Below are 20,878 nucleotides of genomic sequence, written 5' to 3' on the forward strand. Positions count from 1 at the left end.
GTTTCTTATGATCCGTATTTTTTGATTAAAAACCCATGAAGTTTATAGGCACCTACACCCAATAAAATACCTATTGCCATACCAGTAATGATATCCCCTGGATAATGAACTCCTAAGTAAATTCTACTATAGCTCACAACGATAGACCAAACTACCATAAAAGGAAAGATATACTTTAGACGCTTTTGTAGAGAAAGCCCTGTAAAAAAAGCCAATGCCATAGAACTGGCAGCATGAGCCGAAAAATATCCATGACGACCACAACGTTCTGCAATAAATCTGGTAAATTCTGCTACCCCTTCTGCACGACATGGTCTTGGTCGCATAAACAATACATTCTTGAACAGGTTTGACAATTGATCAGATGCAGCAATCAAACCAGCTACGACAACCAGTGTTATAATCGTACCACGTAACCCAAAATATTTATGGAAAAAGTATAACAAAACTAAATACAAGGGAATTTGATATAACTTTTCGGTCATAAACAACCAAAATCCATCCCAAGTAGTATTCCCAAGGTTATTGAGATATAAAAAAAGATCTCTATCAAATTGTATTAGTTCTTCCATGAATCAATAGGATATCAACCGGGTTATTCGTCATAACGTTCTATCTCACGATCATAAAAGTCATTTGCTTCCTGAAAAAGGTTTTCAGCTTCAGAAAGTAACTCTTTCTCATCGTGCTTATCAAATTCTTCAAGCCATTCTACCTCATCATTTTCAAGATTGATGATAAACCTTGGAAATTCGGTATGAATCACAAAAATTGAATCAGGAAAATCAGTATTATCCCCTAACAAGAATTTTGGAAAGCTCATGATTTGTCTATAAAAATTTGCTTCAAAGGTACTACCTTTTTGAAGGAACACCAGTTATAATTTTGGTATTATTCTATTTTAATTTCTACGCGATTATTAGACTCTGGGTCCAAATCAGATCCTTCGGTTACTATAGGAGCCGTTTCTCCTGCTGCAATGACTTCAATAAGCGACTCGTCTACTCCTTTTTCGATCATATAAGCCTTTACATTAAAAGCTCTTACAGAAGACATGATTTCGTTCTCAAAGGTAGAACCAGCATCATCTGCATGACCGATAATTTTTACCGAATTCACATTAAAAATAGTTACATATTGAATGTATGAATCCAAAGCTTCTTTAATTTCTTTGTAAGCCTCACTCTCTCCTACCAAAAATTCAATAGGCTTAAAATCTAACGCCATGTTACATACCTGATCCGCAATTAAGCCTTTAGTGCTTCTCATTTCCATCAACAATACATCATCTACAAAATAATAACCGGTATCATAATTTCCTCCCTTAACCGACTTACCTCTTGGGCTATCAGAAAAGTAACCTAAAGAAATATATTTTTCTGTACCTTTTGCACGATATACTCCACAAACTTTTGCCCAACCTTTGGTATCACAAACTCTTTTTGAAGATTCGATGTGTAGAGGAAGTTTTGATGTTCCTGTGATTTTTGGACTTCTAGCACTGAAATAAGCGCCTATAGAAGAAGTACAGGAATTAGAAATTCCTTCTCCCAAAGATACATACATATGAAAATAGTAATACTTCCCGGCACCAAGCGGCTGTCTTAACTTTGCAGTTACCCCTTCTTTATACTCTCCCCCGGCAATATACATTCCAACTTTACCCTCTCCAGTTCTTGGGTCTTGATCTCCAAACTGGTTTAGAAAATTAGGTGATTTATGTATGAATCTTACCAATTCTAATTGTGGATGATAAGCATCTGGTGAATTAATTGCAGGCTTCCAGTTTTGAAGGATTCCAAAATTCTGCATTTCCATATCCATCCTCTTAATTGAAGTATTTACAGTCTCAAAACTCGGGTTAGGAATTAAGTTTTGTTTTTTACTGTGTTCGAAGTTTTGACCTCTACTACTAGTTATCATCGACAAAGTAAAGGCAATAAGTGATAGACAAAATTTAAAATTTGGGACTTTCATTATTTGCGTTAGGTTTTTATGGGAAAGATAGTTAATTATTCGTTAATACCAAATTAACGAACGAAGTAGGTAAAACGTATTTCTCCCTTGTTTTTATTTCAAAATTCAATTTTTTTGAATCAAAGCTTTTGTTAATTTATTGAATCTGAAACACAACAATAATGCCGAAGTTGTAAGTCCGGCAAGAAGACCTATCCAAATGCCCGAACTTTGATACTCAGTATATAACCCCAGGTAATAACTTACAGGAAAACCTACTATCCAATAAGCAACAAAGGTAATAACAGTAGGTATTTTCACATCTTGAAGCCCTCTTAGTGCTCCAAGTACGGTTACCTGGATTGCATCAGATATCTGGAATAAGGCTGCGATAACTAAAAGCTTGGCCGCAATGCTAATTACTTCGGTATTGTCTGCTAGATTTTCTATATCATTTTGGTCCAGATAAATTAAAGGAAGAATGGTGTTGCACAGAATAAAAATTAACGCAAAAACTGTAGCAATAAGAAATGAGAGCAGAAATATCGAAATTGCAATTCTGCGTAAATCTTCAAAACGTGCTAAACCCTTCTGGTTTCCTACCCTAACCATCGCCGCTACACTTAACCCCATGGCTACCATAAACGTCATAGAAGACAGGTTGAGCGCTATCTGATTGGCTGCCTGAGGGTTCTTACCCAAAATACCAGACAACCATATCGCTGCCGTAAAAATGGCTACTTCAAAAAACATCTGCAACGCTGATGGAAACCCTAACGCCAATATTTTTTTGATCATCTTACTCTCTAGAATAAAGAATTTGATGTTCTTTACATAATTTGTAGACTTTATATTCTTTCGCAAAAAGACCCATAAAAAGACAGTCATTACAATTCTGGATGCTAGTGTACCTATTGCGGCACCTACTATTCCCATCTCTGGAAATCCAAATTTCCCAAAAATCAACAAATAGTTTAATACCACATTCACCACATTAGCCAATAGTGTTGCATACATTGGATGTCGGGTCATTGATAGCCCATCAGAAAATTGTTTTAAGGCTTGAAAACTAATCAAAGGAATTAACGAAAACGCCACCAAATCCAAATAAGGCAATGCCAGAGTAACCACCTCTTCTGGTTGCTTCATAAGATACATTATCGGCTTGGCTAGCAAAATCAAAAAGAACAATACCACTCCCAAGGTAGTGCATAAAAAAAGACCATGTTTAAAAGCAGATTTACCATTCTTAAAATTATTCTCACCATCAGCTTCTGCTACCAAAGGAGTAATTGCAGTAGAAAAGCCGATTCCCAAAGACATAGCAATAAACATAAAACTGTTTCCCAAAGAAACTGCCGCTAGTTCTGCTGTACCTAACTGCCCTACCATGATATTGTCTACCAGAGCCACCAGGGTATGCCCTATCATCCCCATCATAACAGGAGCAGCTAATTTGATGTTGTATCTAAATTCTTTGGTGTACTGTTGAAGCATTTTTGAGTTTTGAAGACGCAAAGGTATATGAACCAAAATAAACTAAAATATTCTTATCGTATATTTAACGTTCTATACCATGAACTATGTCTGAAAAAGTAGCTAATAGCACCGCTTTAAACAAGCGAAATAACACCAAGATTTATCTCATTGTTGCCAGTATTATTTTCGGTATTCTAATTTTACCCTCTTTACCCATGATCATCATGTCCCCGATGATGTTTGACAGTCCTGGATCCGAAAACAGCATCCCTACCATCACTTTAGTCATTAGCCTGGTTGCTTATCCTTTTGTTACGGTTTTTTCTATCGTAGTAAGTTGGATTGCTTTTGTAAAGAGAAGACATCTTTTTGCAATTATTGCAGCTAGTCTACCAGTACTGAATATTCTAATAGGAATAGCTGCTATCGTTTACATGGCAGTAGTTTGCGATGGCAATTTGGATTGCTAGAAGGTAAGTATCATTTCGTACTGTCCCTTACCTGGCGGTACCTGAAGGTACTTAAAAAACCGCGTAAAAGGCTCATAACTACTCTCGATATTAATCATTTTTATCATTCCAGAGGTTGAAAAAGCTGCTAACTCCTTCAATAAAGAAGTTCCAAGACCTTTTCTTCGATGATCTGGATGAATAACCAACAAAGGAATATCTCCTGTATGCATTTCTATAGCTCCATACCCAACCACCGTTTCATTTATAAGCATCTGAAGGATCTTAAAATGAGATAACTTCCTTTCCACTGATTCTCTATTGTTCTGCCATGATTGTGGTATTGAGAAAAAAGATGTTATTTCTCCCCAATCTGGTTTTTCAATGCTTTTGAAAACAACACTTACCTGTTGCTTGGATTGTACTTTATCCAAATCCTTATTCTCGAATACATAATAATCGTAAGTTCTTGTAACCTCAAAACCTAATTCTTTATATAGTTGAACCGCTTTTGTATTCGTCTTAATAACTTCTAGTAAATATTGTTTTTGCCCTTTATCCACTAAATCTTCAATCACAAATCGAAATAGATCTTTTGCAATCCCTTTTCCCTGGAAATTGGGAATAATTCCCGTTCCGGTATCGTATGCCGTTGGTATACCATTCCATATACCGATTCCATTAAGCACAAAACCTACCAATACATTACCACTGAAAGCTCCATAGGACATTGAAAAATCACATCCTCTTCGGGCTAGCATATAAGAGAATTCATCTAGTGTAATGTTAAATGGAACCTCATAATTTGCAAAAGCTTCCAAGAAACAAGAATGAATATCTTTGATATCGATACCGTCAAGCGTTTTGAATGTAATCATATCGAAGCTGTTGTAATAAGTAAGTATACGAAGTTGTTAAGGTTGAATCTGTTACTTTACACCATATTTATCAAAAAGATACACAAGACTAGTCATTGTTGCTGCTCCTAATTCGAGTTCTCTTTTGTTGATCGCATCAAAAGTATCATTTTTGGCATGATGATAATCAAAATACCGTTGAGAATCAGGTCTAAGTCCAGCGAGAACAATTCCATTTCCCTTTAATGGGCCGATGTCTGCTCCGCTTCCTCCTTTGGCAAAATAATGTACTAAGTACGGTTCAAAAAGAGGTTTCCAACTTTGTATCTGATTAAAATTTGCATCATCGCAATCAAAAGAGAATCCTCTGGGCGTAAACGCTCCAGCATCACTTTCTAAAGCAAACACATGTTTTTCTCCCTTGCTTTTTGCTACTTTGGCATACTTTTTACCTCCTCGCAATCCATTTTCTTCATTCATAAACAGCACTACTCTAATAGAGCGCTTAGGTTTGTACCCTATTTCTTTCAATAATCGTAATACCTCCATTGACTGAACCACTCCAGCTCCATCATCATGAGAACCATCTCCTAAGTCCCAAGAATCCAAATGGCCACCAACTACCATATACTCATTCGGGAAATCGGTTCCGGTAATCTGACCGATCACATTGAAGGACTCTACATCTTTCCAACTTCGACAATTCATGTTGATATGAAATTTGATCTTTGGATTCAACCTTAACATTGAACTCAACAAATCTGCTCCATTGGTACTAATGGCAGCTGCTGGAATTTTATCGCTATTCGGTAAATCACCATAACTCATAGCTCCTGTATGAGGAAAATCATCCATTCTCAAATTCATAGATCTTACGATTACTCCAACAGCTCCAAATTTGGCTGCTTCTGCTGCTCCTGAATAACGCTGATCTACACAACCCCCATACGCCTCGAAGGTTTGAATAAGATCTGGTTGCATGGGTCTATTATAAAATACAATTTTACCTTCGATCTGATCTGTTCCTAGAGTTCTTAGGTCCTCGAGTCCCTTTACCTCAATTATTGGAGCTTTGATACCTCCTATAGGAGTTGGAACAGAACCTCCTAATGCACAAATAGGAACATTCGTTGTTTTTCCTGGTTCTGTTTCGATATAGGCAAACTCGGTCACCCCTCTTGTCCACTTGGGCACCATTACAGATTGTAACCATACCTTATCAATCCCTAGCTCTTTTAGTTCCTTTTCTCCCCACTCTACTGCTTTTTGCGCATTGATAGAACCAGAGAGACGCCCTCCTATCTGGTTGGATAAATAATCTAACCACTCATAGCTTTTTCCATTTACTAAGGAGGTAGTGTATATCTTCTTAAGCATAGTAGAATCTTCTACTGATGGAGTTTGGGCAAAGCCATTAAGGCTTAGTAGAATAAAAAGAATAGGGGTTATTTTTCTTAACATAGTATTTATCTCTATAATGTATCGACTGTCGTCTTAAATCAACTTGGTCTTTACATTATTCATTATTTAATTGTTGTTTATAGGCCTCTAAATTGGCTTTTGTCTCTTCATCCAACTCAGGTTCCTGAATATCTTCATAAGTCTTTAAGGTATCATACAAAATTCTCGCTACAATATATCTTGCTGAAGGCTTATCATCTGCAGGGATTATATACCAAGGAGCATGTTGTTCTGATGTTCTACTAATGGCATCCTGATAGCAATTCTTATAATTTTCCCAGAGTTTTCGTTCCTTTAAATCCCCTGCTGAAAATTTCCAGTTCTTTTCCTTTTTTTCAAGCCTACGTAATAACCTATTTTTCTGTTCTTCTTTTGACAGATGCAGATAAAACTTATAAATCAAAGTCCCGTTTTGAGCAATATGCTTTTCAAAATTTCGTATTTGCTCAAAGCGTTTATCCCAGAATTCTTCATTAACATCCGCTACCGAAGTAACATCCGGTAAATTTTCATTCATGATATATTCTGGATGTACCCGAGTAACCAGCACATTTTCGTAATGTGTCCTGTTAAAGACTCCAAATTTTCCACGCTGTGGCAAGGCTATATAATGCCTCCATAAATAATCATGTCCTAACTCCAGATCGGTTGGCACTTTGAAACTATGGACGATAATCCCTCTGGTATTGAAATCCTTAAATACTTCTCGAATTAAACTATCTTTTCCGGCGGTATCCATCCCTTGTAAACAAACCAATACGGCATATTTACCATGGGCGTACAAAGTATCCTGAAGTTTTCCTAGTTTTTCTCTGACTTCTTCCAACTCTTTTTCAATCTTCTTTTCACTTTCTTCAAGATCAATAATGGTTGGAATACTTGATAGTTCTACAGGTCCTTTTGCCCTAAAATCATCATGATTTATGTGCTTCATAATGTCATTTGTGTTATACTTCGAAAGATACTAAAGTTTTGGTTTTGTAAAAAATATATCTAGTAATTGGAGCTTATCATCAAGTGTGCATAAACCAGTATTTTTATAACTGATTCTGTTTATTATCTTGCTTTAAAATCATAGCTAAACCCAATCAAGAAGGTATCATATCGTCTTCCCAAACTTTTGACATTCAATTCGGCAAAAATGTGCACAGGAACGGATATCTGATGCAATGCTCTTAGTTTTATCTGAGCACCGTGATTAAAATTCCCAGATCGTATCCCCAAAAAGGCTTCGTCTTCTATCTCTTCAAAAAAATTAGAGTCATTACCAATATATCCCATTCCAGCTGTTATTGTGGTAGGATACCAATTAAATAAAATAAGATTGACTCCAAAAGCCAGTTCGTTGAATCCTTCGTAGTCTTCTTCTGCTCCAATAGCAAAAGCTCTGTTATACTCTCCTATAAAGGTAGTATAGCAATTAAAGGCATATTCTACTCTTGCTCCTAGTCCAACTTCATTTTGCAAACCAAAACTTTTGATCCCTACAAAACCGTAGTTTACGGCACCAGGATCATATTGTGCTGTAGCATTATGCAAGCCTAGCAACAGCAGGAGGGGCAATACAATTTTCTTCATAACAAAGGGCTTATCCCACTTTTGGTCGCAATATAGGGTTTATTCATTACATGCATAAACCACTATAGCACCAAAGACTATCTACTCTTATTTTGCCGCAAAGAGCTTTACATCCTCCTCGCTTACTTCTGCTCCACCAAGAATAATTAAGCGTTCTACTACGTTGCGTAACTCTCGAATATTACCTGTCCAATCGTATTGTTGTAATTGCTTAATCGCTTTGGTAGAGAACGTTTTTGTAGGAGAACCTTGTTCTGAAGCTATTTTCTTTGAAAAGTGATCCACTAATAATGGAATATCTTCTCTACGATCATTTAATGCAGGAACCTTAACCAGGATTACCGCCAGTCTGTGGTATAAATCCTCTCGAAACTTGTTATCACTTATTTCCTTTTTAAGGTCTTTATTGGTAGCTGCTACCACTCTTACATTTACCTTAATATCCTTATCGCTCCCTACACGTTGTATTTTATTTTCTTGTAATGCACGAAGTACCTTTGCTTGTGCAGAAAGACTCATATCCCCAATCTCATCGAGAAATATGGTTCCTCCGTTTGCTGCTTCAAATTTACCAGCTCTATCTTTATTTGCAGAGGTAAATGCTCCTTTAACATGACCAAAAAGTTCACTCTCGATCAATTCTCCAGGGATTGCAGCACAGTTTACTTCGATCATTGGTCCAGAAGAACGATCACTTTTTTGGTGAATCCAATGCGCCACAAGTTCTTTACCGGTTCCATTAGGCCCTGTGATTAACACCCTAGCATCAGTAGCGGATACTTTTTCAATAATTTCTTTGATGTCTGAAATGGCTTTAGATTCTCCAATCATTTCGTAATTTTTGGAAACCTTTCTCTTCAGCCTCTTATTTTCGACTACCAGTTCTTTTCTATCCAAGGCATTTCTAACTGTGTTTAGTAGACGATTTAAATCTGGTGGTTTTGAAATATAATCAAATGCTCCCAACCTCATCGTATTTACTGCTGTATCCAAATCACCGTGCCCAGAGATCATCACAATTGGGATTTCTGGTTTTATCTTTTTTACAGCTTCTAATACCTCAACTCCATCCATCTTTGGCATTTTGATATCACAAAGCACCAAATCATAATCTTCATTTTTGATCATTTCTATACCCAAAAGCCCATCTTCGGCTTCGAATACTTCATATTTATCGTTTTCTTCGGTAAGAATTTTGACTAAAACCCTTCGAATCGCAGATTCGTCTTCAATTACTAAAATTTTTGCCATTATATTTTTAGTTTTATTCCACTACGAAAATAGAATGTATTTCCATTATTGATGGTCAGTACATTTTCCTGATCCCCATCTCGTAGTCGTATTTCGTTACTTAATGTATATCCGGAATACATATAGAACAATAAGTGTTCCGTAAAATAATATTCATATCCTAATGCGCCAAGAATATTCAACATCGACGCATTTTCTGCAACCTTTGTTTCCCCATTTTGATCTACAAAAGTTCTGTTATTCTGCAGATTACCATAAAAACGATCCAATCCCACAAAAGCTTGTAATGTATTCTTTTCGTTAAAGAAATATTTGATACTCGTTTTTGGTGTCCCTACCGAAAAAGACCAATTTTGATGAAATCGTTTAAAGTAATTTATAATTGGTAACGGGAAGTTAATACTGGCAGGAGTAGTATAGCGTAATCCCATAATCAACCTAGCCGTTTTGGGGGCTTGTTTATCCTTATAGCTTTTTACAAAATACACCGACCCTGTATATCTAAAATCGTCACCATCTATTCCTGAACTTTCGAAATTCGACGAAATCTGCCCTCCTAGTTTGGCTCCAAATCTCCAATTATTTTTCATTTTGAAGGTATACCCCAATTCCAAACCTATAGTCTGAAATACATTGAGATCTCCTCCGGGATCAAATATTAATGGATCTTCTATATCAAGATCATTATATCGGTACTGACCAGAAATTACCAAATAAGACCCCTCTTGTTTCATTTTAATAGGATAGTTAGCAGAAAAACGAATTCTGCTATATCTATTATCGCTATCACTTTGAGGGATATAAGCGTATTCCAATCTTGCCAAATCAGTATCCTGGGATCTAATAGTTGTGTGTATTGCAAACACACAAAAACAAAACATTAAAAGATCCGTATACTTCATATTGGGGCGTGTATATTATTTATTAACTTTTCAATGGTAGATTATTCTTTAACAATAGTAACCTCTCGTTGCGGGAACGGAATATTGATATTGTGTTCTCTAAATAAACGATCAATCTCAAAGCGTATTTCACTCTTAGGGATTACTCCCTGAAAACTATCATTGATCGTAAAAATGACTTTAAAATTTAGTGAGCTATCTGCAAAATCCGTAAACAACACCAAGGGTTCTGGTTGTTTCAACACATGAGGATTCGACAATGCCGCCTGGATCAATAATTCTTTAACTAATTGCGTATCACTTCCGTAGGCCACCCCAACGCTTACTGACTCTCGTGTCAACGCTCCATTTTGAGTCCAGTTGTACAATGAAGAGGTCATGTATTTATGATTAGGAATAATGAGCACCTTGTTATCTATGGTAACCGCTCTAGTTGTTCTGAGTTTGATCTCTACTACTCTACCTACTTTATCCTCCAGTTCTATGATATCCCCAACATGAACGGTTTTGTCAACAAAAATGAATATCCCGGAGAGAATATCCTGAATAAAAGTTTGCAAAGCCAGACCCACTCCAACCAATAGTGCTGCCGAAGCTGCAAAAATGGCGGTGATATTAAAACCTATGGCGTCCAGTGTACCAAAAATAACGACGATATAAATGAAATACTTTAAAAACGAAAAAACGGATTCAAATTTCAGCTTATCGTCACTATTCAATTTCCGTGTCAGGAATCTTTTAAATACCCTTAAAAAGAAGGAAGTAATCAACAATACAAAAATCACAAATAGCAGCAAACCTACCGTAAGCACCAAGGGATGATCATCGGGACCAAAATGAAATATTTCGTAGCCCAGAAATTCTTTTATCGCACCCCAAACATCTTCCTGGATTACTTCTTTTACCTGTTCTGTGATTTCTTCTTGTATCATTGCACTAATACTTTAACCATTTGTACAACTCTTTATAACTAGGCTTCTTCCCATACATCAAGATACCTACGCGGTATATTTTTCCGGCCAGCCATACCATAAATATAATACTTCCGAATAACAGAAGGATAGAAATCAATACTTCCCACCAATTTACTCCAAAAGGAATGCGCATTAGCATTACGATGGGAGAAGTTAATGGAATCATGGAAAAGACAGTAGAGACCGTACCATGTGGATTTTCTACAACCGAAAAGAACCCTACATAAATCCCCAGCATCAATGGCAAAATAATAGGCAGCATGAATTGTTGAGAATCTGTTTCGCTATCTACTGCAGCGCCAATAGCAGCATAGATAGAACTATATAAGAAATAGCCTCCTACAAAGTATACAAAAAAGGCCATTACCAAAGTACCTAACGGGAGTTTCAATATATCCTGAAGTAACAATTGTATTTCTTCTTGATGATCTTCTTGTAGTGCTATAGAAGGATCTATACCTGTGGGAGTTTGTGCTTCTATTCCAAAAACCGAGGTAGCGATAAATAATAAAACGCTTCCTAAAAGCACCCATATTAAAAACTGAAGGATTCCTGCAAAAGATGTTCCCAGGATTTTACCCATCATTAATTGTAATGGTTTTACCGATGAAATAATAATCTCAATAATTCGATTTGCTTTCTCTTCGATTACCGATCGCATCACCATGTTACCATAAATAATGATAAACATCATTAAAAAATACCCTGCAGCACCTCCAAAAAACATCTTCACATAATTTGTCATTTTTGATGTCTTTTCTCCAGAAAAATTTTCGATCAAAATATTAACCCTTGCTCTCGAATTTTCGATCACATTGAGATCCAACCCCTTTTCTTCAAAATTTTGGTTGGTAAGCTTTGAAGCGATAATATCTTCAATCCCATTGAGGATGGAAATATTTGGAGCATCATCCGCATAGAACTGAACAGAAGAAGCAAGCTCTTTGTTTGTTCCTTTCTTCGGAATATAAAGTAATCCATAAAGCTTTTTGATGACTACCGAATCTTTGGCGTCGTTCAAACTAAGATCACTATAGTTTATGTAGGTTACGTTATCCGAATTTTTAAAATCGGAAGTAAACATTCCCGTTTCATCAAAAAAGGCGATTTGTCGAACTTCTTCATTATTAAGCGTAGCTAACCATGTTATCAAAGCAATCATCCCCACAAAGATGAGAGGGCTTAAGAAAGTCATAACCACAAAAGTTCTGTTACGAACACGAGCAATAAATTCTCTTTGAATTATTAATTTGAGATTATTCATTTTCTGAGATGGTTTTAATAAAAATTTCGTTTACACTTGGGATCACTTCGTTAAACCGAAGAATTTGTGCTTTAGTGGACAGATATCCCAATAAATCATTTGAAGATGTGCTCTGATCCAAAGTGATTTTCAACTTTAGTTGTTCTTCTATGGTCTTAAAATCGGCTGGAACTACCTGGAATTTTTCTTTAAGTTCATCATACAATCCATTTTCACTTTCTGCGAGTAACCCAACCTCAAAAGTATTGGATTTGTATTTTCTTTTGATATCCGAAACTTCGCCTTCCAAAATTTTCTTGGACTTGTTGATCAATGCAATATGATCACATAGTTCTTCTACGCTTTCCATGCGGTGGGTAGAAAATATAACTGTAGCGCCTTCCTCTCGCAATTGTAGAATTTCATCCTTAATTACATTGGCGTTGATAGGATCGAAGCCACTAAAGGGTTCATCAAAAATTAACAGCTTCGGTCGATGTAGTACTGTTACTATAAATTGTACTTTTTGTGCCATTCCTTTGGAAAGCTCTTGTATCTTTTTGTCCCACCAGTGTGAAATTTCAAACTTATCAAACCAATATTTTAGTCGATCTTTTGCTTCTTTTTTGCTTAATCCTTTAAGTTGGGCCAGATACAAGGCTTGTTCTCCTACTTTCATCGATTTATACAAACCACGTTCTTCGGGAAGATATCCTATATCCTGAATATGTTCTTTTTTTAAAGGTTCGTTATCCAAAAACACCTTTCCTTCATCTGGAAGTGTAATCTGATTAATAATACGAATCAATGTAGTTTTACCAGCTCCATTGGGACCTAATAGCCCAAAAATACTCCCTTTTGGTACTGCTATAGAAACATTATCCAGTGCCGTAAAGCTACCGAATCGTTTGGATGCTCCTTGTACCTCTAAAAGATTAGTCATAAAGTGTAAAAATATAATTGTGGTTGTTATCAGCTCCGCATGATACGAAAACTAAAAAACTTATGCTAATATATGCCTATTAAAACAAAACCCACCCTAAATACAAGTATTAAGGATGGGAAAAAAATTGCTATGAAAAAGAAAAATTATCACTAAATGCGCTAGTGATGTTTCAAATATACGAATTTTTCTTAATCAAAAGTTAATATCAAACAAATGATTCTTTCAACGATAATCAACTGATTTTGTTAAGAAAACATATCTTTCACTTTCTCGAAAAATGATTTCTCTCCACTATCAGGATTTGGCTTGAAGTGATCATCTTTGGCCATTCTTTCAAAAAACTCTCTTTGTTCTTTGTTTAGGGTTTTTGGAGTCCATACATTAACATGTACCAGCAAATCTCCTTTACCATATCCATTAAGGCTCGGGATCCCCTTACCTCTTAGTCTCAAGATTTTTCCACTTTGCACTCCTTCTTCTATTTTGATACGCACCTTACCAGATACTGTGTCTATTTCTCTTGAAGTACCCAGTGCTGCTTCAGAAAAGCTTACATACAAATCATAGTGTAGATTGTTCCCTTCTCTTTGCAATTCTGGATGATCTTGCTCCTCGATAGCTACCAAAAGATCTCCTGCAATACCGTTACCAGGTGCTTCGTTTCCTTTTCCTGCAACTTTCAACTGCATTCCATCTTCAACTCCTGGTGGTATTTTAATACTTACGGTTTCTTCTGTAACTTTTAATCCTTGAGCATCTGCATCTACTGGTTTATGATCAATGATTTGCCCGGCACCTCCACATGTAGAACATGCGGTAGCAGTTTGCATTCTACCCAAAATGGTGTTGGTAATACGTGTTACCTGTCCAGTACCATTACAGGTCCCACAAGTCTTGTAGGTAGTTCCTGGCGCCTGAATTTTACGTTTTACCTTTATCTTTTTCTCAACTCCATTAGCAATCTCTTCCAGTGTAAGCCTTACTCGGATTCGAAGATTGCTTCCTTTTACTCGACGTTGTCTTCCGCCGCCGCCAAAGCCACCGAAACCGCCAAAGCCACCTCCAAAAATATCTCCGAACTGGCTAAAGATGTCATCCATGTTCATTCCGCCTCCGCCTCCGAAGCCACCGCCACCTTCAAAAGCCTGATGCCCAAATTGGTCATATCTGGCTCTTTTATCAGCATCACTTAAAATTTCATAGGCTTCTGCAGCTTTCTTGAATTTCTCCTCGGCTGTTTTATCACCAGGGTTTTTATCGGGATGAAACTCAATAGCTTTTTTGCGATATGCCTTTTTTATTTCGGCATCGCTAGCATTTTTGCTAACACCTAGTATGTCATAAAAATCTTCCTTCATACCTTAATTATTGTCCGGTTACTACTTTTGGGAAACGAATTACTTTCTCTCCCAGTTTATAACCCTTTTCGATCACATCTACAATCTTACCTTTCAAATCTTCACTCGGAGCAGGAATCTGAGTAATTGCTTCGTGGTCATCTGCATTAAAAGCATCTCCCGCATTTACTTCAATCTGTTCAAGACCTTTTCCTTTTAGAGTTTCCTTAAGTTTGTTATGGATTAACTCCACTCCTTTGATCAACTCCTTATCTTCTGATTTTTCAATTTCCTTTAAAGCTCTGTCAAAATCATCCAAAACAGGTAACATAGAAACCATTACATCCTGACTTGCTGTCTTAAAAAGTTCTAATCGTTCTTTTGACGTACGTTTCTTATAATTTTCAAACTCTGCAAAAAGTCTTAAAAACTTATCTTTTTCTTTATCTAGTTCTTCCTGCAATTTCACCTCAACATCTACCTCTTCAGTGGTTTGCTCTTCTGTATCTTGCGTATCAAGTATCTCTTCTACCTGATCTTTTACCTCTTCTGTATTTTTATTTTTATCACTCATTGTAACAAGTACCTAATTATAAGTTTTCAATTTGAAGTAGCAAAAGTACTGCCATTTTTGAATTAATGTCATAATGTCACAGGAATATTTTAGTATATATTTAAGAAGTATATGTTAAGAAAAAAAATAATTTTGAAAACGTTTTAACTATTTAAGAATTATCTATGAAAACTAAACTAATTAACTTATTAGCAGTACTGGCGATTATATTTTCGGCTTCTTCTTGCAAAGGAGAAAAGCAAAACGAAACTGAGACTTCTGATGCTGAAGAGGTAAGAGAAGCACCTGCAACGGCATTAACCTATTCAGTAAACACAGTGTCGAGTGTAATAGAATGGACTGGAAAAAAACCTGCCGGATTACATACTGGAACCATCAAATTATCGGGTGGAGAAGTAACTACTGAAACTGGAAAAATACAAAGTGGATCTTTTGTAATCGATATGAACACAATTACAGTTACAGACCTTGAAGGTGATGAAAAAGCTGGGTTAGAAGGACATTTAAAAGGAGAAGGTGAAGGAAAAGAAGATCACTTTTTTAATGTAGCTCAATTCCCAAAAGCTACTTTTGAAGTTACTGGAGTTACGGAAGAAGCAGGAAAAACAATGCTTTCTGGTAACTTAACCATCAAAGGAATCAGCAAAAACATTTCGGTTCCTGTATCAAGTAAAGTAGATCCAAACGGAGTATCAATGACTAGTGAGGTTTTTACTATTAATCGTACGGATTGGGGAGTTAATTACGGTTCGAAATCTATTTTTGAAAATTTAGGTGACAAATTTATCAATGATGATATCGAGCTTAAAATTAGCATTCAGGCCAACCCTACTTCGTAAAGAATAAGGTATACAAGAAATAATATAAGGCCGATGTTTAACATCGGCTTTTTTATTTATGGAATTAACGCATTAACCGCAGAAGTGATATTATCGTATTCGAACTCAAACCCCGTTTTTGCAATTTTGTCACTACAAACTCTCTGACTCGAAAAAAGAAGTACGTGCATTTCTCCCAACACCAGTTTCATAGTAAGCCTGGGAACGCCTGGCAATACAATATTTTTATTTAACTTATTGGCAACAGTATCTGTCAATTTCTTATTAGAGACAGGATTCGGTGCTACCGCATTATATACTCCAGTCAGTTCTTCTTTCAAAACATGCACAAACATATTGGCCAGGTCTGATACATGGATCCAGCTTTGCCATTGTTTACCACTACCAAATACGGCCCCTACCCCATATTGAATAGGTTTCTTGATTTTTGGAAAAGCCCCGCCTTTATCAGACAGTACCAAACCAATTCTCAACAAACTCACTTCTATACCCAAATCCTTAAACTGGAGTACAGCATCTTCCCATTTCTTAACTACCTCCCCTAGAAATCCAGTATCCTCTTCAGGAGAATTTTCCATATAATAATTTTGAAATGAATCGGGATAGATTCCAATAGCACTGGCAGAAATAATATGCCGAACGGTATGCGAAATATTTTTCAAGGAAGTTATCAATAGGTCCGCCGATTTGGTTCTACTATCTAAGATTTCTTGCTTGTAAGAAGAAGTCCAGCGTTTGGCAACTGTTGCTCCCACCAAATTAATGATCACCTCAACATCTTTGAAACAGTTAGTATCTATTTCATTTTGTTCCAAATTCCAGTAAAAACCCTGATAAGATTCATTTTTACTAATCTTACTTTTGTTCGTAGTAAGGTAATTCACATCAATCTTTGATTGATGACATAGCTTTACGATCTCTTGGCCGATCAAACCTGTAGCTCCTGTAATTAGAACCCTCATGGTGATACATTTTGCTGCAAAATACTATCGTCAGGGTATAAAACCTATATCTTTATTATAGGTTTAACAATCGTTCAGAAGGGAAAACAGAACTGGACATCAAAGTTTGCTTGCTCTCAACATTTCCCTTTTACCGGGTGGTCCGGGAAGGCGTTCTACAGTAAAACCAACCTCCTGCATTGCTCTTCTTACACTTCCCTTTGCAGCATAAGTCACCAAAACACCATTATCTTTTAAGGCCCTAAACATTTTCGTAAAAATTGAAACTGTCCATAGCTCAGGTTGCACCCTGGCACCAAAAGCATCAAAATAAATCAGATCAAAGCAGTTTTCATCTTTTATTTCAGAGAAAAACTGTTTGCGTTTGGTACACTTAAAATCATTAGAGATTTCGGTTTCAGTTTCCCAAGGTGACGTATGCAATTCATCAAAAGTAGCTTTTTGATCAGTAACCTGAAGGGCTTCTACATAGTTCATCACATTGGCTTCTTCAATAGTAACCGGGTAGGCCTCTACCCCGACATAATTCACTTTCTGTTTATTTTTTAAGGACTCCAAAAATGTGATAAATGCGTTTAAGCCCGTTCCAAATCCTATTTCCAAAATATGCAACTCCTCAAAAGCGTGTAATTGAAGAATGTGATGAAAACCCTGTTTTATAAACACGTGCTGCGCTTCATTAATCGCACCATGTTTAGAGTGATACTGTTCATTCCACCCTGGGAGATGAATAGTTTTGGACCCATCGCCGGTGGTAATAATTTCTCGCTTTTGCTCTTGTTGCATTAGTTCTTAATTAAAACTCCATCTGCTACAAAAGAATAGGTCTTTTTTGGTTTGGTAATCGCAGCAATTTCCTCCTCACTTTTTCCGGCATCGCTTGCATAATGACGTTGATCTTCTACAGACATTTCTGTCACGAATGCTTTGCCCTGAACAATTACAGTGTCATTTTCTATATCCTTAGGCACAAAAAAACCGTAATCCTTAAACTTTACCATAGTTTCCTCATCCTTATTGATCGCCAGTTTCATCCAACATCCTTTGGCTTTACAAACATTATTTACTGTACTGGTAAAAGCGATGTCTAAGGTATCTCCCACATTCATTTCTTGATATTTTTCTGCTAAGGCTCCTTGATAAAAAATCTGATCTTTCACGATCTTGCCACCATAAGATGAATAATTTTCTATAGTCGTTTCCTGAAAAGCAAAAGAGTCCTTTTGATTGTTTGTACAACTAATCATAATTAGTAGTGATACCGTTAAAAAAAGCTGGATTTTATTCATTATTTTATAATTATTTGTCATCAGTTACAAAATTACGCATTTTGAGAATTCTTATTTTAGGAGAAAAGGGTATTTTTGCGTACTTTATAGGTTCATGTTAGTTATTATCTAAATATTAGACTGAATATAAGATATTTCGAGCTTGAATATATTGGTTTGATCACTAAAAAACGAATAGAATGAAAAACACAATCTCTCAGCAGATAGAAATTAAAAAAGCAAGTGAGTCCAAAATTGGACAAGTAGATTTTGAAAATCTAAATTTCGGGAAAATTTTTACCGATCATATGTTTGTCTGTGATTTTGTAAATGGTGAGTGGCAATCTCCAAAAATTGTTCCTTATGGACTATTAACTATAGAACCGTCTGCACGTGTGTTTCATTATGGACAAGCTGTTTTTGAAGGAATGAAAGCGTATAAGGATGATAATGGAGATACATTTTTATTCAGACCTGATGAAAACTTTAAACGTATCAATAAATCCGCAGAGCGTTTAGCTATACCAGAATTCCCAGAAGAATATTTCTTTGAAGGATTACACACCCTATTGAAGTTAGATAACGAATGGATTAAACCGGGATATGGTAATTCGCTATACATAAGACCGTTTGTAATTGCAACCCAAGCTAGTGTTTCTGCCTCTGAAGCGGACGAATATAAATTTATGATCATTTGCTCACCTGCACAATCTTATTATAGCGGGGATGTAAGTGTTTTGGTTGCTGAAAAATTTAGCCGTTCAGCCAATGGAGGTTTTGGATATGCGAAAGCGGCAGGAAATTATGCTGGACAGTTTTACCCAACCAAATTAGCCAAAGAAAAAGGATATCAGCAAGTTATTTGGACCGATGCCAATACACATGAGTATATGGAAGAAGCAGGTACAATGAATGTATTCTTCAGAGTAAATGACACCTTGCTTACTGCGCCGGTAAGTGATCGTATTCTAGATGGGGTAACCCGCAAGAGTCTAATCGCTATGGCCGAGAAAGAAGGCATCAAAGTAGAAGTACGACCAGTGAAAGTAAGTGAAATTGTAGAGGCTGCAAAAAATGGAACTTTAAAAGAAGTTTTTGGAGCCGGAACTGCTGCAGTCGTTAGCCCAATTAAAGCTTTTGGTTATCAGGGAGACCACTATGAAATTGAAAAGCAAGAACAGCCATATGCTGATTTCTTCAAAAAGGCATTGATGGACATACAATACAATAAAGCCGAAGATCCTTTTGGCTGGAGACAAAAAGTATAAGCTCTCAAAAATATATAAACAAAAAACTCCAGATGTTATCACTGGAGTTTTTTTTATTTAACGATCTAAAATTTCTTTGATGTTGGGTTTAAAATAATTTGGTCCCTTCAACACTTTACCATCTTCTCTATAAATAGGCTTTCCGTCCTCGCCTAGTTTACTCATATTACTTCGTTGTATTTCATTAAAGACCTCTTCTATTTTGTGCTGCATCCCATGCTCGATAATAGTCCCGCACAAGATATACAACATATCCTCAAGAGCATCGGCCACTTCTACCAAATCATTATTTTGAGCCGCCTCAAAATACTCTTCGTTTTCTTCTTTCATAAGATTAAACCGAAGTGTATTTTTTGCTTCCCCCAGATCAGCAATGGGTTCATTTTTATATCCAATCTCAAAAGCTGTATGAAATTCTTGTACTGCAGCAATTTTATCCTTCATCCGTATGTTTTTATAAATTATCTTTGCGGTAAAAATAAGAATTTATGTTTAGTCAGGGTCAGTTAATATTTGCCGGTCTTTTTGTAGTTGCTTTTGTTATTTTAATGATTTTTAGCTACCGAAAAGATCTAAAACTTCATCGCAAATATTACAAGGGCAGTCTTTTCATTTTGATCGGTTTTATTATCTTTATTTTGTTGTTGTTTGCGTTAAAAACGTATTTACAACCAGAATAAACCGTACATACCCCTGGTTTTCAATCAAATAATCATTAGAAAGAATATCGCTTTTTTCAAAAAGTGATGTTTGAATGCTCGCGTTTTTATCGTCATGAATGCAATATACCCTGTAATGGGTATGGATTGCAATGCTCTTTTTTTAGAGTTTTGGAGTGAACTAAATAACTAATCTCTCAATAATGAAAAAAAAACATTTTTATTTTAGACCAGAGCTCAAAGTAGCCGTTTCAGTGCCAAATCCAGATCCTACAGAAAGTACAATGCGTGTATTTATTCCTATTAATGTAAACCATAATTCAGTTTATGTGGAAGCTGAATTTCGGAAGGCTTACTCGGGAATATATATTCTCAATTTCAAACTAACTTGTAATGAAAAACCAGGCAAAAGCAATATTAAGTTTTGTTGTATTAGTATCAAAAATGCCTACAACAACAACAAAATTAATATGATAGTCATAAAGACACAGGTAATCGACAACAGCAGTATAGACGGCAGAAGACCTGGCAACTACTTATTACACAATTATCCAAATTGGGAAAACGATCCAATAGAATTCGAACTTAAGACCAATCTAGAAGAGGAAAAGTTAATATCTCCAAATAGAGACGCAAAAAAAGAGATCCCAATTTTGGAAAACCCTAATTTAGTATTCGACAATGAATCGAATGATAGCTGCACAATACCACCAAACTCTAATAGCAACGGGGGTTAAAAAAACATACATTCCAAAATACCTTTACATTGTATTTTGGAATGTGTACACTAGATTTTTTCTCACATTTTATAAGAACACCTTGCGACTTTCTATTACATTACTTTTTTTTTTCGCTACTATATCATCTGTCTTCCC

At 36.1% G+C, this 20,878-nt stretch carries 24 protein-coding genes; 5 read left to right on the forward strand and 19 right to left on the reverse strand.

The window, feature by feature from the left end; translation table 11 throughout:
* Positions 1 to 5: 5 nt before the first annotated feature.
* The 4 genes from BUE24_RS20835 to BUE24_RS20850 all read right to left on the reverse strand — a co-directional run bounded on the left by BUE24_RS20835 (position 6) and on the right by BUE24_RS20850 (position 3,453).
* Positions 6 to 572, reverse strand: coding sequence for a phosphatase PAP2 family protein (locus BUE24_RS20835; protein ID WP_073320667.1), 567 nt, complete (start codon positions 570 to 572; stop codon positions 6 to 8).
* 23 nt (positions 573 to 595) lie between these two features.
* The gene (locus BUE24_RS20840) at positions 596 to 823 is read right to left on the reverse strand and encodes a hypothetical protein (protein ID WP_073320831.1); all 228 of its coding nucleotides are present in this window, start codon (positions 821 to 823) and stop codon (positions 596 to 598) included.
* A gap of 68 nt (positions 824 to 891) precedes the next feature.
* Positions 892 to 1,923, reverse strand: coding sequence for an OmpA family protein (locus BUE24_RS20845; protein ID WP_170864650.1), 1,032 nt, complete (start codon positions 1,921 to 1,923; stop codon positions 892 to 894).
* Between the two features lie 159 nt (positions 1,924 to 2,082).
* Positions 2,083 to 3,453 (reverse strand): MATE family efflux transporter, encoded by a 1,371-nt coding sequence (locus BUE24_RS20850; protein ID WP_073320673.1) that lies wholly within the window; start codon positions 3,451 to 3,453, stop codon positions 2,083 to 2,085.
* Positions 3,454 to 3,539: 86 nt separating this feature from the next.
* Between BUE24_RS20850 and BUE24_RS20855 the strand changes: the two genes are divergently transcribed.
* Entirely contained in the window at positions 3,540 to 3,905 is a 366-nt protein-coding gene (locus BUE24_RS20855; RefSeq protein ID WP_073320676.1) for a hypothetical protein, read from the forward strand.
* On the opposite strand, the gene BUE24_RS20860 is transcribed toward BUE24_RS20855, so the two are convergent.
* The 11 genes from BUE24_RS20860 to BUE24_RS20910 form a co-directional block, all read right to left on the reverse strand.
* Positions 3,902 to 4,762: a GNAT family N-acetyltransferase gene (locus BUE24_RS20860; protein WP_073320678.1), complete on the reverse strand. Its 861-nt coding sequence runs from the start codon at positions 4,760 to 4,762 to the stop codon at positions 3,902 to 3,904. The genes BUE24_RS20855 and BUE24_RS20860 overlap by 4 nt on opposite strands.
* Before the next feature lie 51 nt (positions 4,763 to 4,813).
* Entirely contained in the window at positions 4,814 to 6,202 is a 1,389-nt protein-coding gene (locus tag BUE24_RS20865) for a M20/M25/M40 family metallo-hydrolase (RefSeq protein WP_073320681.1), read from the reverse strand.
* Positions 6,203 to 6,257: 55 nt separating this feature from the next.
* Entirely contained in the window at positions 6,258 to 7,136 is an 879-nt protein-coding gene (locus tag BUE24_RS20870) for a PPK2 family polyphosphate kinase (protein ID WP_073320684.1), read from the reverse strand.
* 122 nt (positions 7,137 to 7,258) lie between these two features.
* Positions 7,259 to 7,780, reverse strand: coding sequence for a hypothetical protein (locus BUE24_RS20875; RefSeq protein ID WP_073320687.1), 522 nt, complete (start codon positions 7,778 to 7,780; stop codon positions 7,259 to 7,261).
* 87 nt (positions 7,781 to 7,867) lie between these two features.
* Positions 7,868 to 9,031, reverse strand: a complete 1,164-nt coding sequence (locus BUE24_RS20880) for a sigma-54-dependent transcriptional regulator (protein WP_073320690.1) — start codon at positions 9,029 to 9,031, stop codon at positions 7,868 to 7,870.
* On the reverse strand, positions 9,031 to 9,933 hold the full coding sequence (locus BUE24_RS20885; protein ID WP_073320692.1) for a DUF6268 family outer membrane beta-barrel protein: 903 nt from the start codon (positions 9,931 to 9,933) through the stop codon (positions 9,031 to 9,033). The genes BUE24_RS20880 and BUE24_RS20885 overlap by 1 nt, the downstream gene beginning before the upstream one ends.
* A 41-nt stretch (positions 9,934 to 9,974) precedes the next feature.
* Positions 9,975 to 10,865, reverse strand: coding sequence for a mechanosensitive ion channel family protein (locus BUE24_RS20890; protein ID WP_073320696.1), 891 nt, complete (start codon positions 10,863 to 10,865; stop codon positions 9,975 to 9,977).
* A gap of 4 nt (positions 10,866 to 10,869) precedes the next feature.
* Positions 10,870 to 12,171, reverse strand: a complete 1,302-nt coding sequence (locus tag BUE24_RS20895; RefSeq protein ID WP_073320699.1) for an ABC transporter permease — start codon at positions 12,169 to 12,171, stop codon at positions 10,870 to 10,872.
* A complete protein-coding gene (locus BUE24_RS20900) occupies positions 12,164 to 13,093 on the reverse strand; it encodes an ABC transporter ATP-binding protein (protein ID WP_073320702.1) in 930 nt (309 codons plus the stop codon). Before BUE24_RS20900 ends, BUE24_RS20895 begins: the two co-directional genes overlap by 8 nt.
* A gap of 248 nt (positions 13,094 to 13,341) precedes the next feature.
* Entirely contained in the window at positions 13,342 to 14,454 is a 1,113-nt protein-coding gene (dnaJ, locus tag BUE24_RS20905) for a molecular chaperone DnaJ (protein WP_073320706.1), read from the reverse strand.
* Between the two features lie 7 nt (positions 14,455 to 14,461).
* Positions 14,462 to 15,007 carry a nucleotide exchange factor GrpE gene (locus BUE24_RS20910; RefSeq protein WP_073320709.1) on the reverse strand — a complete coding sequence of 182 codons (546 nt, stop codon included), beginning with the start codon at positions 15,005 to 15,007 and terminating at the stop codon, positions 14,462 to 14,464.
* 164 nt (positions 15,008 to 15,171) lie between these two features.
* Between BUE24_RS20910 and BUE24_RS20915 the strand changes: the two genes are divergently transcribed.
* Entirely contained in the window at positions 15,172 to 15,846 is a 675-nt protein-coding gene (locus BUE24_RS20915; protein ID WP_073320712.1) for a YceI family protein, read from the forward strand.
* A gap of 56 nt (positions 15,847 to 15,902) precedes the next feature.
* Here BUE24_RS20915 and BUE24_RS20920 read toward each other — a convergent pair whose 3' ends face one another.
* From BUE24_RS20920 to BUE24_RS20930, 3 genes are all read right to left on the reverse strand, one after another.
* Positions 15,903 to 16,808, reverse strand: a complete 906-nt coding sequence (locus BUE24_RS20920) for a TIGR01777 family oxidoreductase (RefSeq protein ID WP_073320716.1) — start codon at positions 16,806 to 16,808, stop codon at positions 15,903 to 15,905.
* Positions 16,809 to 16,907: 99 nt separating this feature from the next.
* Positions 16,908 to 17,594, reverse strand: coding sequence for a tRNA (5-methylaminomethyl-2-thiouridine)(34)-methyltransferase MnmC2 (gene mnmC2 / locus BUE24_RS20925; protein WP_073320720.1), 687 nt, complete (start codon positions 17,592 to 17,594; stop codon positions 16,908 to 16,910).
* Entirely contained in the window at positions 17,594 to 18,055 is a 462-nt protein-coding gene (locus tag BUE24_RS20930; protein WP_244548190.1) for a DUF4920 domain-containing protein, read from the reverse strand. Before BUE24_RS20930 ends, mnmC2 begins: the two co-directional genes overlap by 1 nt.
* Before the next feature lie 221 nt (positions 18,056 to 18,276).
* On the opposite strand from BUE24_RS20930, the gene BUE24_RS20935 reads away from it, so the two are divergent.
* Positions 18,277 to 19,344, forward strand: coding sequence for a branched-chain amino acid aminotransferase (locus BUE24_RS20935; protein ID WP_073320723.1), 1,068 nt, complete (start codon positions 18,277 to 18,279; stop codon positions 19,342 to 19,344).
* 57 nt (positions 19,345 to 19,401) lie between these two features.
* On the opposite strand, the gene BUE24_RS20940 is transcribed toward BUE24_RS20935, so the two are convergent.
* Positions 19,402 to 19,788, reverse strand: a complete 387-nt coding sequence (locus BUE24_RS20940; protein WP_073320726.1) for a pyrophosphohydrolase domain-containing protein — start codon at positions 19,786 to 19,788, stop codon at positions 19,402 to 19,404.
* Between the two features lie 44 nt (positions 19,789 to 19,832).
* Between BUE24_RS20940 and BUE24_RS24295 the strand changes: the two genes are divergently transcribed.
* Positions 19,833 to 20,024 (forward strand): hypothetical protein, encoded by a 192-nt coding sequence (locus tag BUE24_RS24295; RefSeq protein ID WP_073320729.1) that lies wholly within the window; start codon positions 19,833 to 19,835, stop codon positions 20,022 to 20,024.
* 182 nt (positions 20,025 to 20,206) lie between these two features.
* Positions 20,207 to 20,740, forward strand: coding sequence for a hypothetical protein (locus BUE24_RS20950; protein WP_073320732.1), 534 nt, complete (start codon positions 20,207 to 20,209; stop codon positions 20,738 to 20,740).
* Positions 20,741 to 20,878 lie beyond the last annotated feature (138 nt).

Origin of the sequence: Aquimarina spongiae, assembly GCF_900141785.1 — a bacterium.
Taxonomy (GTDB): Bacteria; Bacteroidota; Bacteroidia; order Flavobacteriales; family Flavobacteriaceae; genus Aquimarina; species Aquimarina spongiae.

Bases quoted from the DNA above. Each gene is read 5' to 3' on its own strand.
- BUE24_RS20835 (WP_073320667.1), bottom strand. From the start codon at position 572: ATGGAAGAACTAATACAATTTGATAGAGATCTTTTTTTATATCTCAAT.
- BUE24_RS20895 (WP_073320699.1), bottom strand. From the start codon at position 12,171: ATGAATAATCTCAAATTAATAATTCAAAGAGAATTTATTGCTCGTGTT.
- BUE24_RS20850 (WP_073320673.1), bottom strand. From the start codon at position 3,453: ATGCTTCAACAGTACACCAAAGAATTTAGATACAACATCAAATTAGCT.
- BUE24_RS20860 (WP_073320678.1), bottom strand. From the start codon at position 4,762: ATGATTACATTCAAAACGCTTGACGGTATCGATATCAAAGATATTCAT.
- BUE24_RS20865 (WP_073320681.1), bottom strand. From the start codon at position 6,202: ATGTTAAGAAAAATAACCCCTATTCTTTTTATTCTACTAAGCCTTAAT.
- BUE24_RS20875 (WP_073320687.1), bottom strand. From the start codon at position 7,780: ATGAAGAAAATTGTATTGCCCCTCCTGCTGTTGCTAGGCTTGCATAAT.
- dnaJ (WP_073320706.1), bottom strand. From the start codon at position 14,454: ATGAAGGAAGATTTTTATGACATACTAGGTGTTAGCAAAAATGCTAGC.
- BUE24_RS20940 (WP_073320726.1), bottom strand. From the start codon at position 19,788: ATGAAGGATAAAATTGCTGCAGTACAAGAATTTCATACAGCTTTTGAG.
- BUE24_RS20930 (WP_244548190.1), bottom strand. From the start codon at position 18,055: ATGATTAGTTGTACAAACAATCAAAAGGACTCTTTTGCTTTTCAGGAA.
- BUE24_RS20880 (WP_073320690.1), bottom strand. From the start codon at position 9,031: ATGGCAAAAATTTTAGTAATTGAAGACGAATCTGCGATTCGAAGGGTT.
- BUE24_RS20910 (WP_073320709.1), bottom strand. From the start codon at position 15,007: ATGAGTGATAAAAATAAAAATACAGAAGAGGTAAAAGATCAGGTAGAA.
- BUE24_RS20855 (WP_073320676.1), top strand. From the start codon at position 3,540: ATGTCTGAAAAAGTAGCTAATAGCACCGCTTTAAACAAGCGAAATAAC.
- BUE24_RS20885 (WP_073320692.1), bottom strand. From the start codon at position 9,933: ATGAAGTATACGGATCTTTTAATGTTTTGTTTTTGTGTGTTTGCAATA.
- BUE24_RS20870 (WP_073320684.1), bottom strand. From the start codon at position 7,136: ATGAAGCACATAAATCATGATGATTTTAGGGCAAAAGGACCTGTAGAA.
- BUE24_RS20950 (WP_073320732.1), top strand. From the start codon at position 20,207: ATGAAAAAAAAACATTTTTATTTTAGACCAGAGCTCAAAGTAGCCGTT.
- BUE24_RS20920 (WP_073320716.1), bottom strand. From the start codon at position 16,808: ATGAGGGTTCTAATTACAGGAGCTACAGGTTTGATCGGCCAAGAGATC.
- BUE24_RS20890 (WP_073320696.1), bottom strand. From the start codon at position 10,865: ATGATACAAGAAGAAATCACAGAACAGGTAAAAGAAGTAATCCAGGAA.
- BUE24_RS20900 (WP_073320702.1), bottom strand. From the start codon at position 13,093: ATGACTAATCTTTTAGAGGTACAAGGAGCATCCAAACGATTCGGTAGC.
- BUE24_RS20935 (WP_073320723.1), top strand. From the start codon at position 18,277: ATGAAAAACACAATCTCTCAGCAGATAGAAATTAAAAAAGCAAGTGAG.
- BUE24_RS20845 (WP_170864650.1), bottom strand. From the start codon at position 1,923: ATGATAACTAGTAGTAGAGGTCAAAACTTCGAACACAGTAAAAAACAA.
- BUE24_RS20915 (WP_073320712.1), top strand. From the start codon at position 15,172: ATGAAAACTAAACTAATTAACTTATTAGCAGTACTGGCGATTATATTT.
- BUE24_RS24295 (WP_073320729.1), top strand. From the start codon at position 19,833: ATGTTTAGTCAGGGTCAGTTAATATTTGCCGGTCTTTTTGTAGTTGCT.
- BUE24_RS20840 (WP_073320831.1), bottom strand. From the start codon at position 823: ATGAGCTTTCCAAAATTCTTGTTAGGGGATAATACTGATTTTCCTGAT.
- mnmC2 (WP_073320720.1), bottom strand. From the start codon at position 17,594: ATGCAACAAGAGCAAAAGCGAGAAATTATTACCACCGGCGATGGGTCC.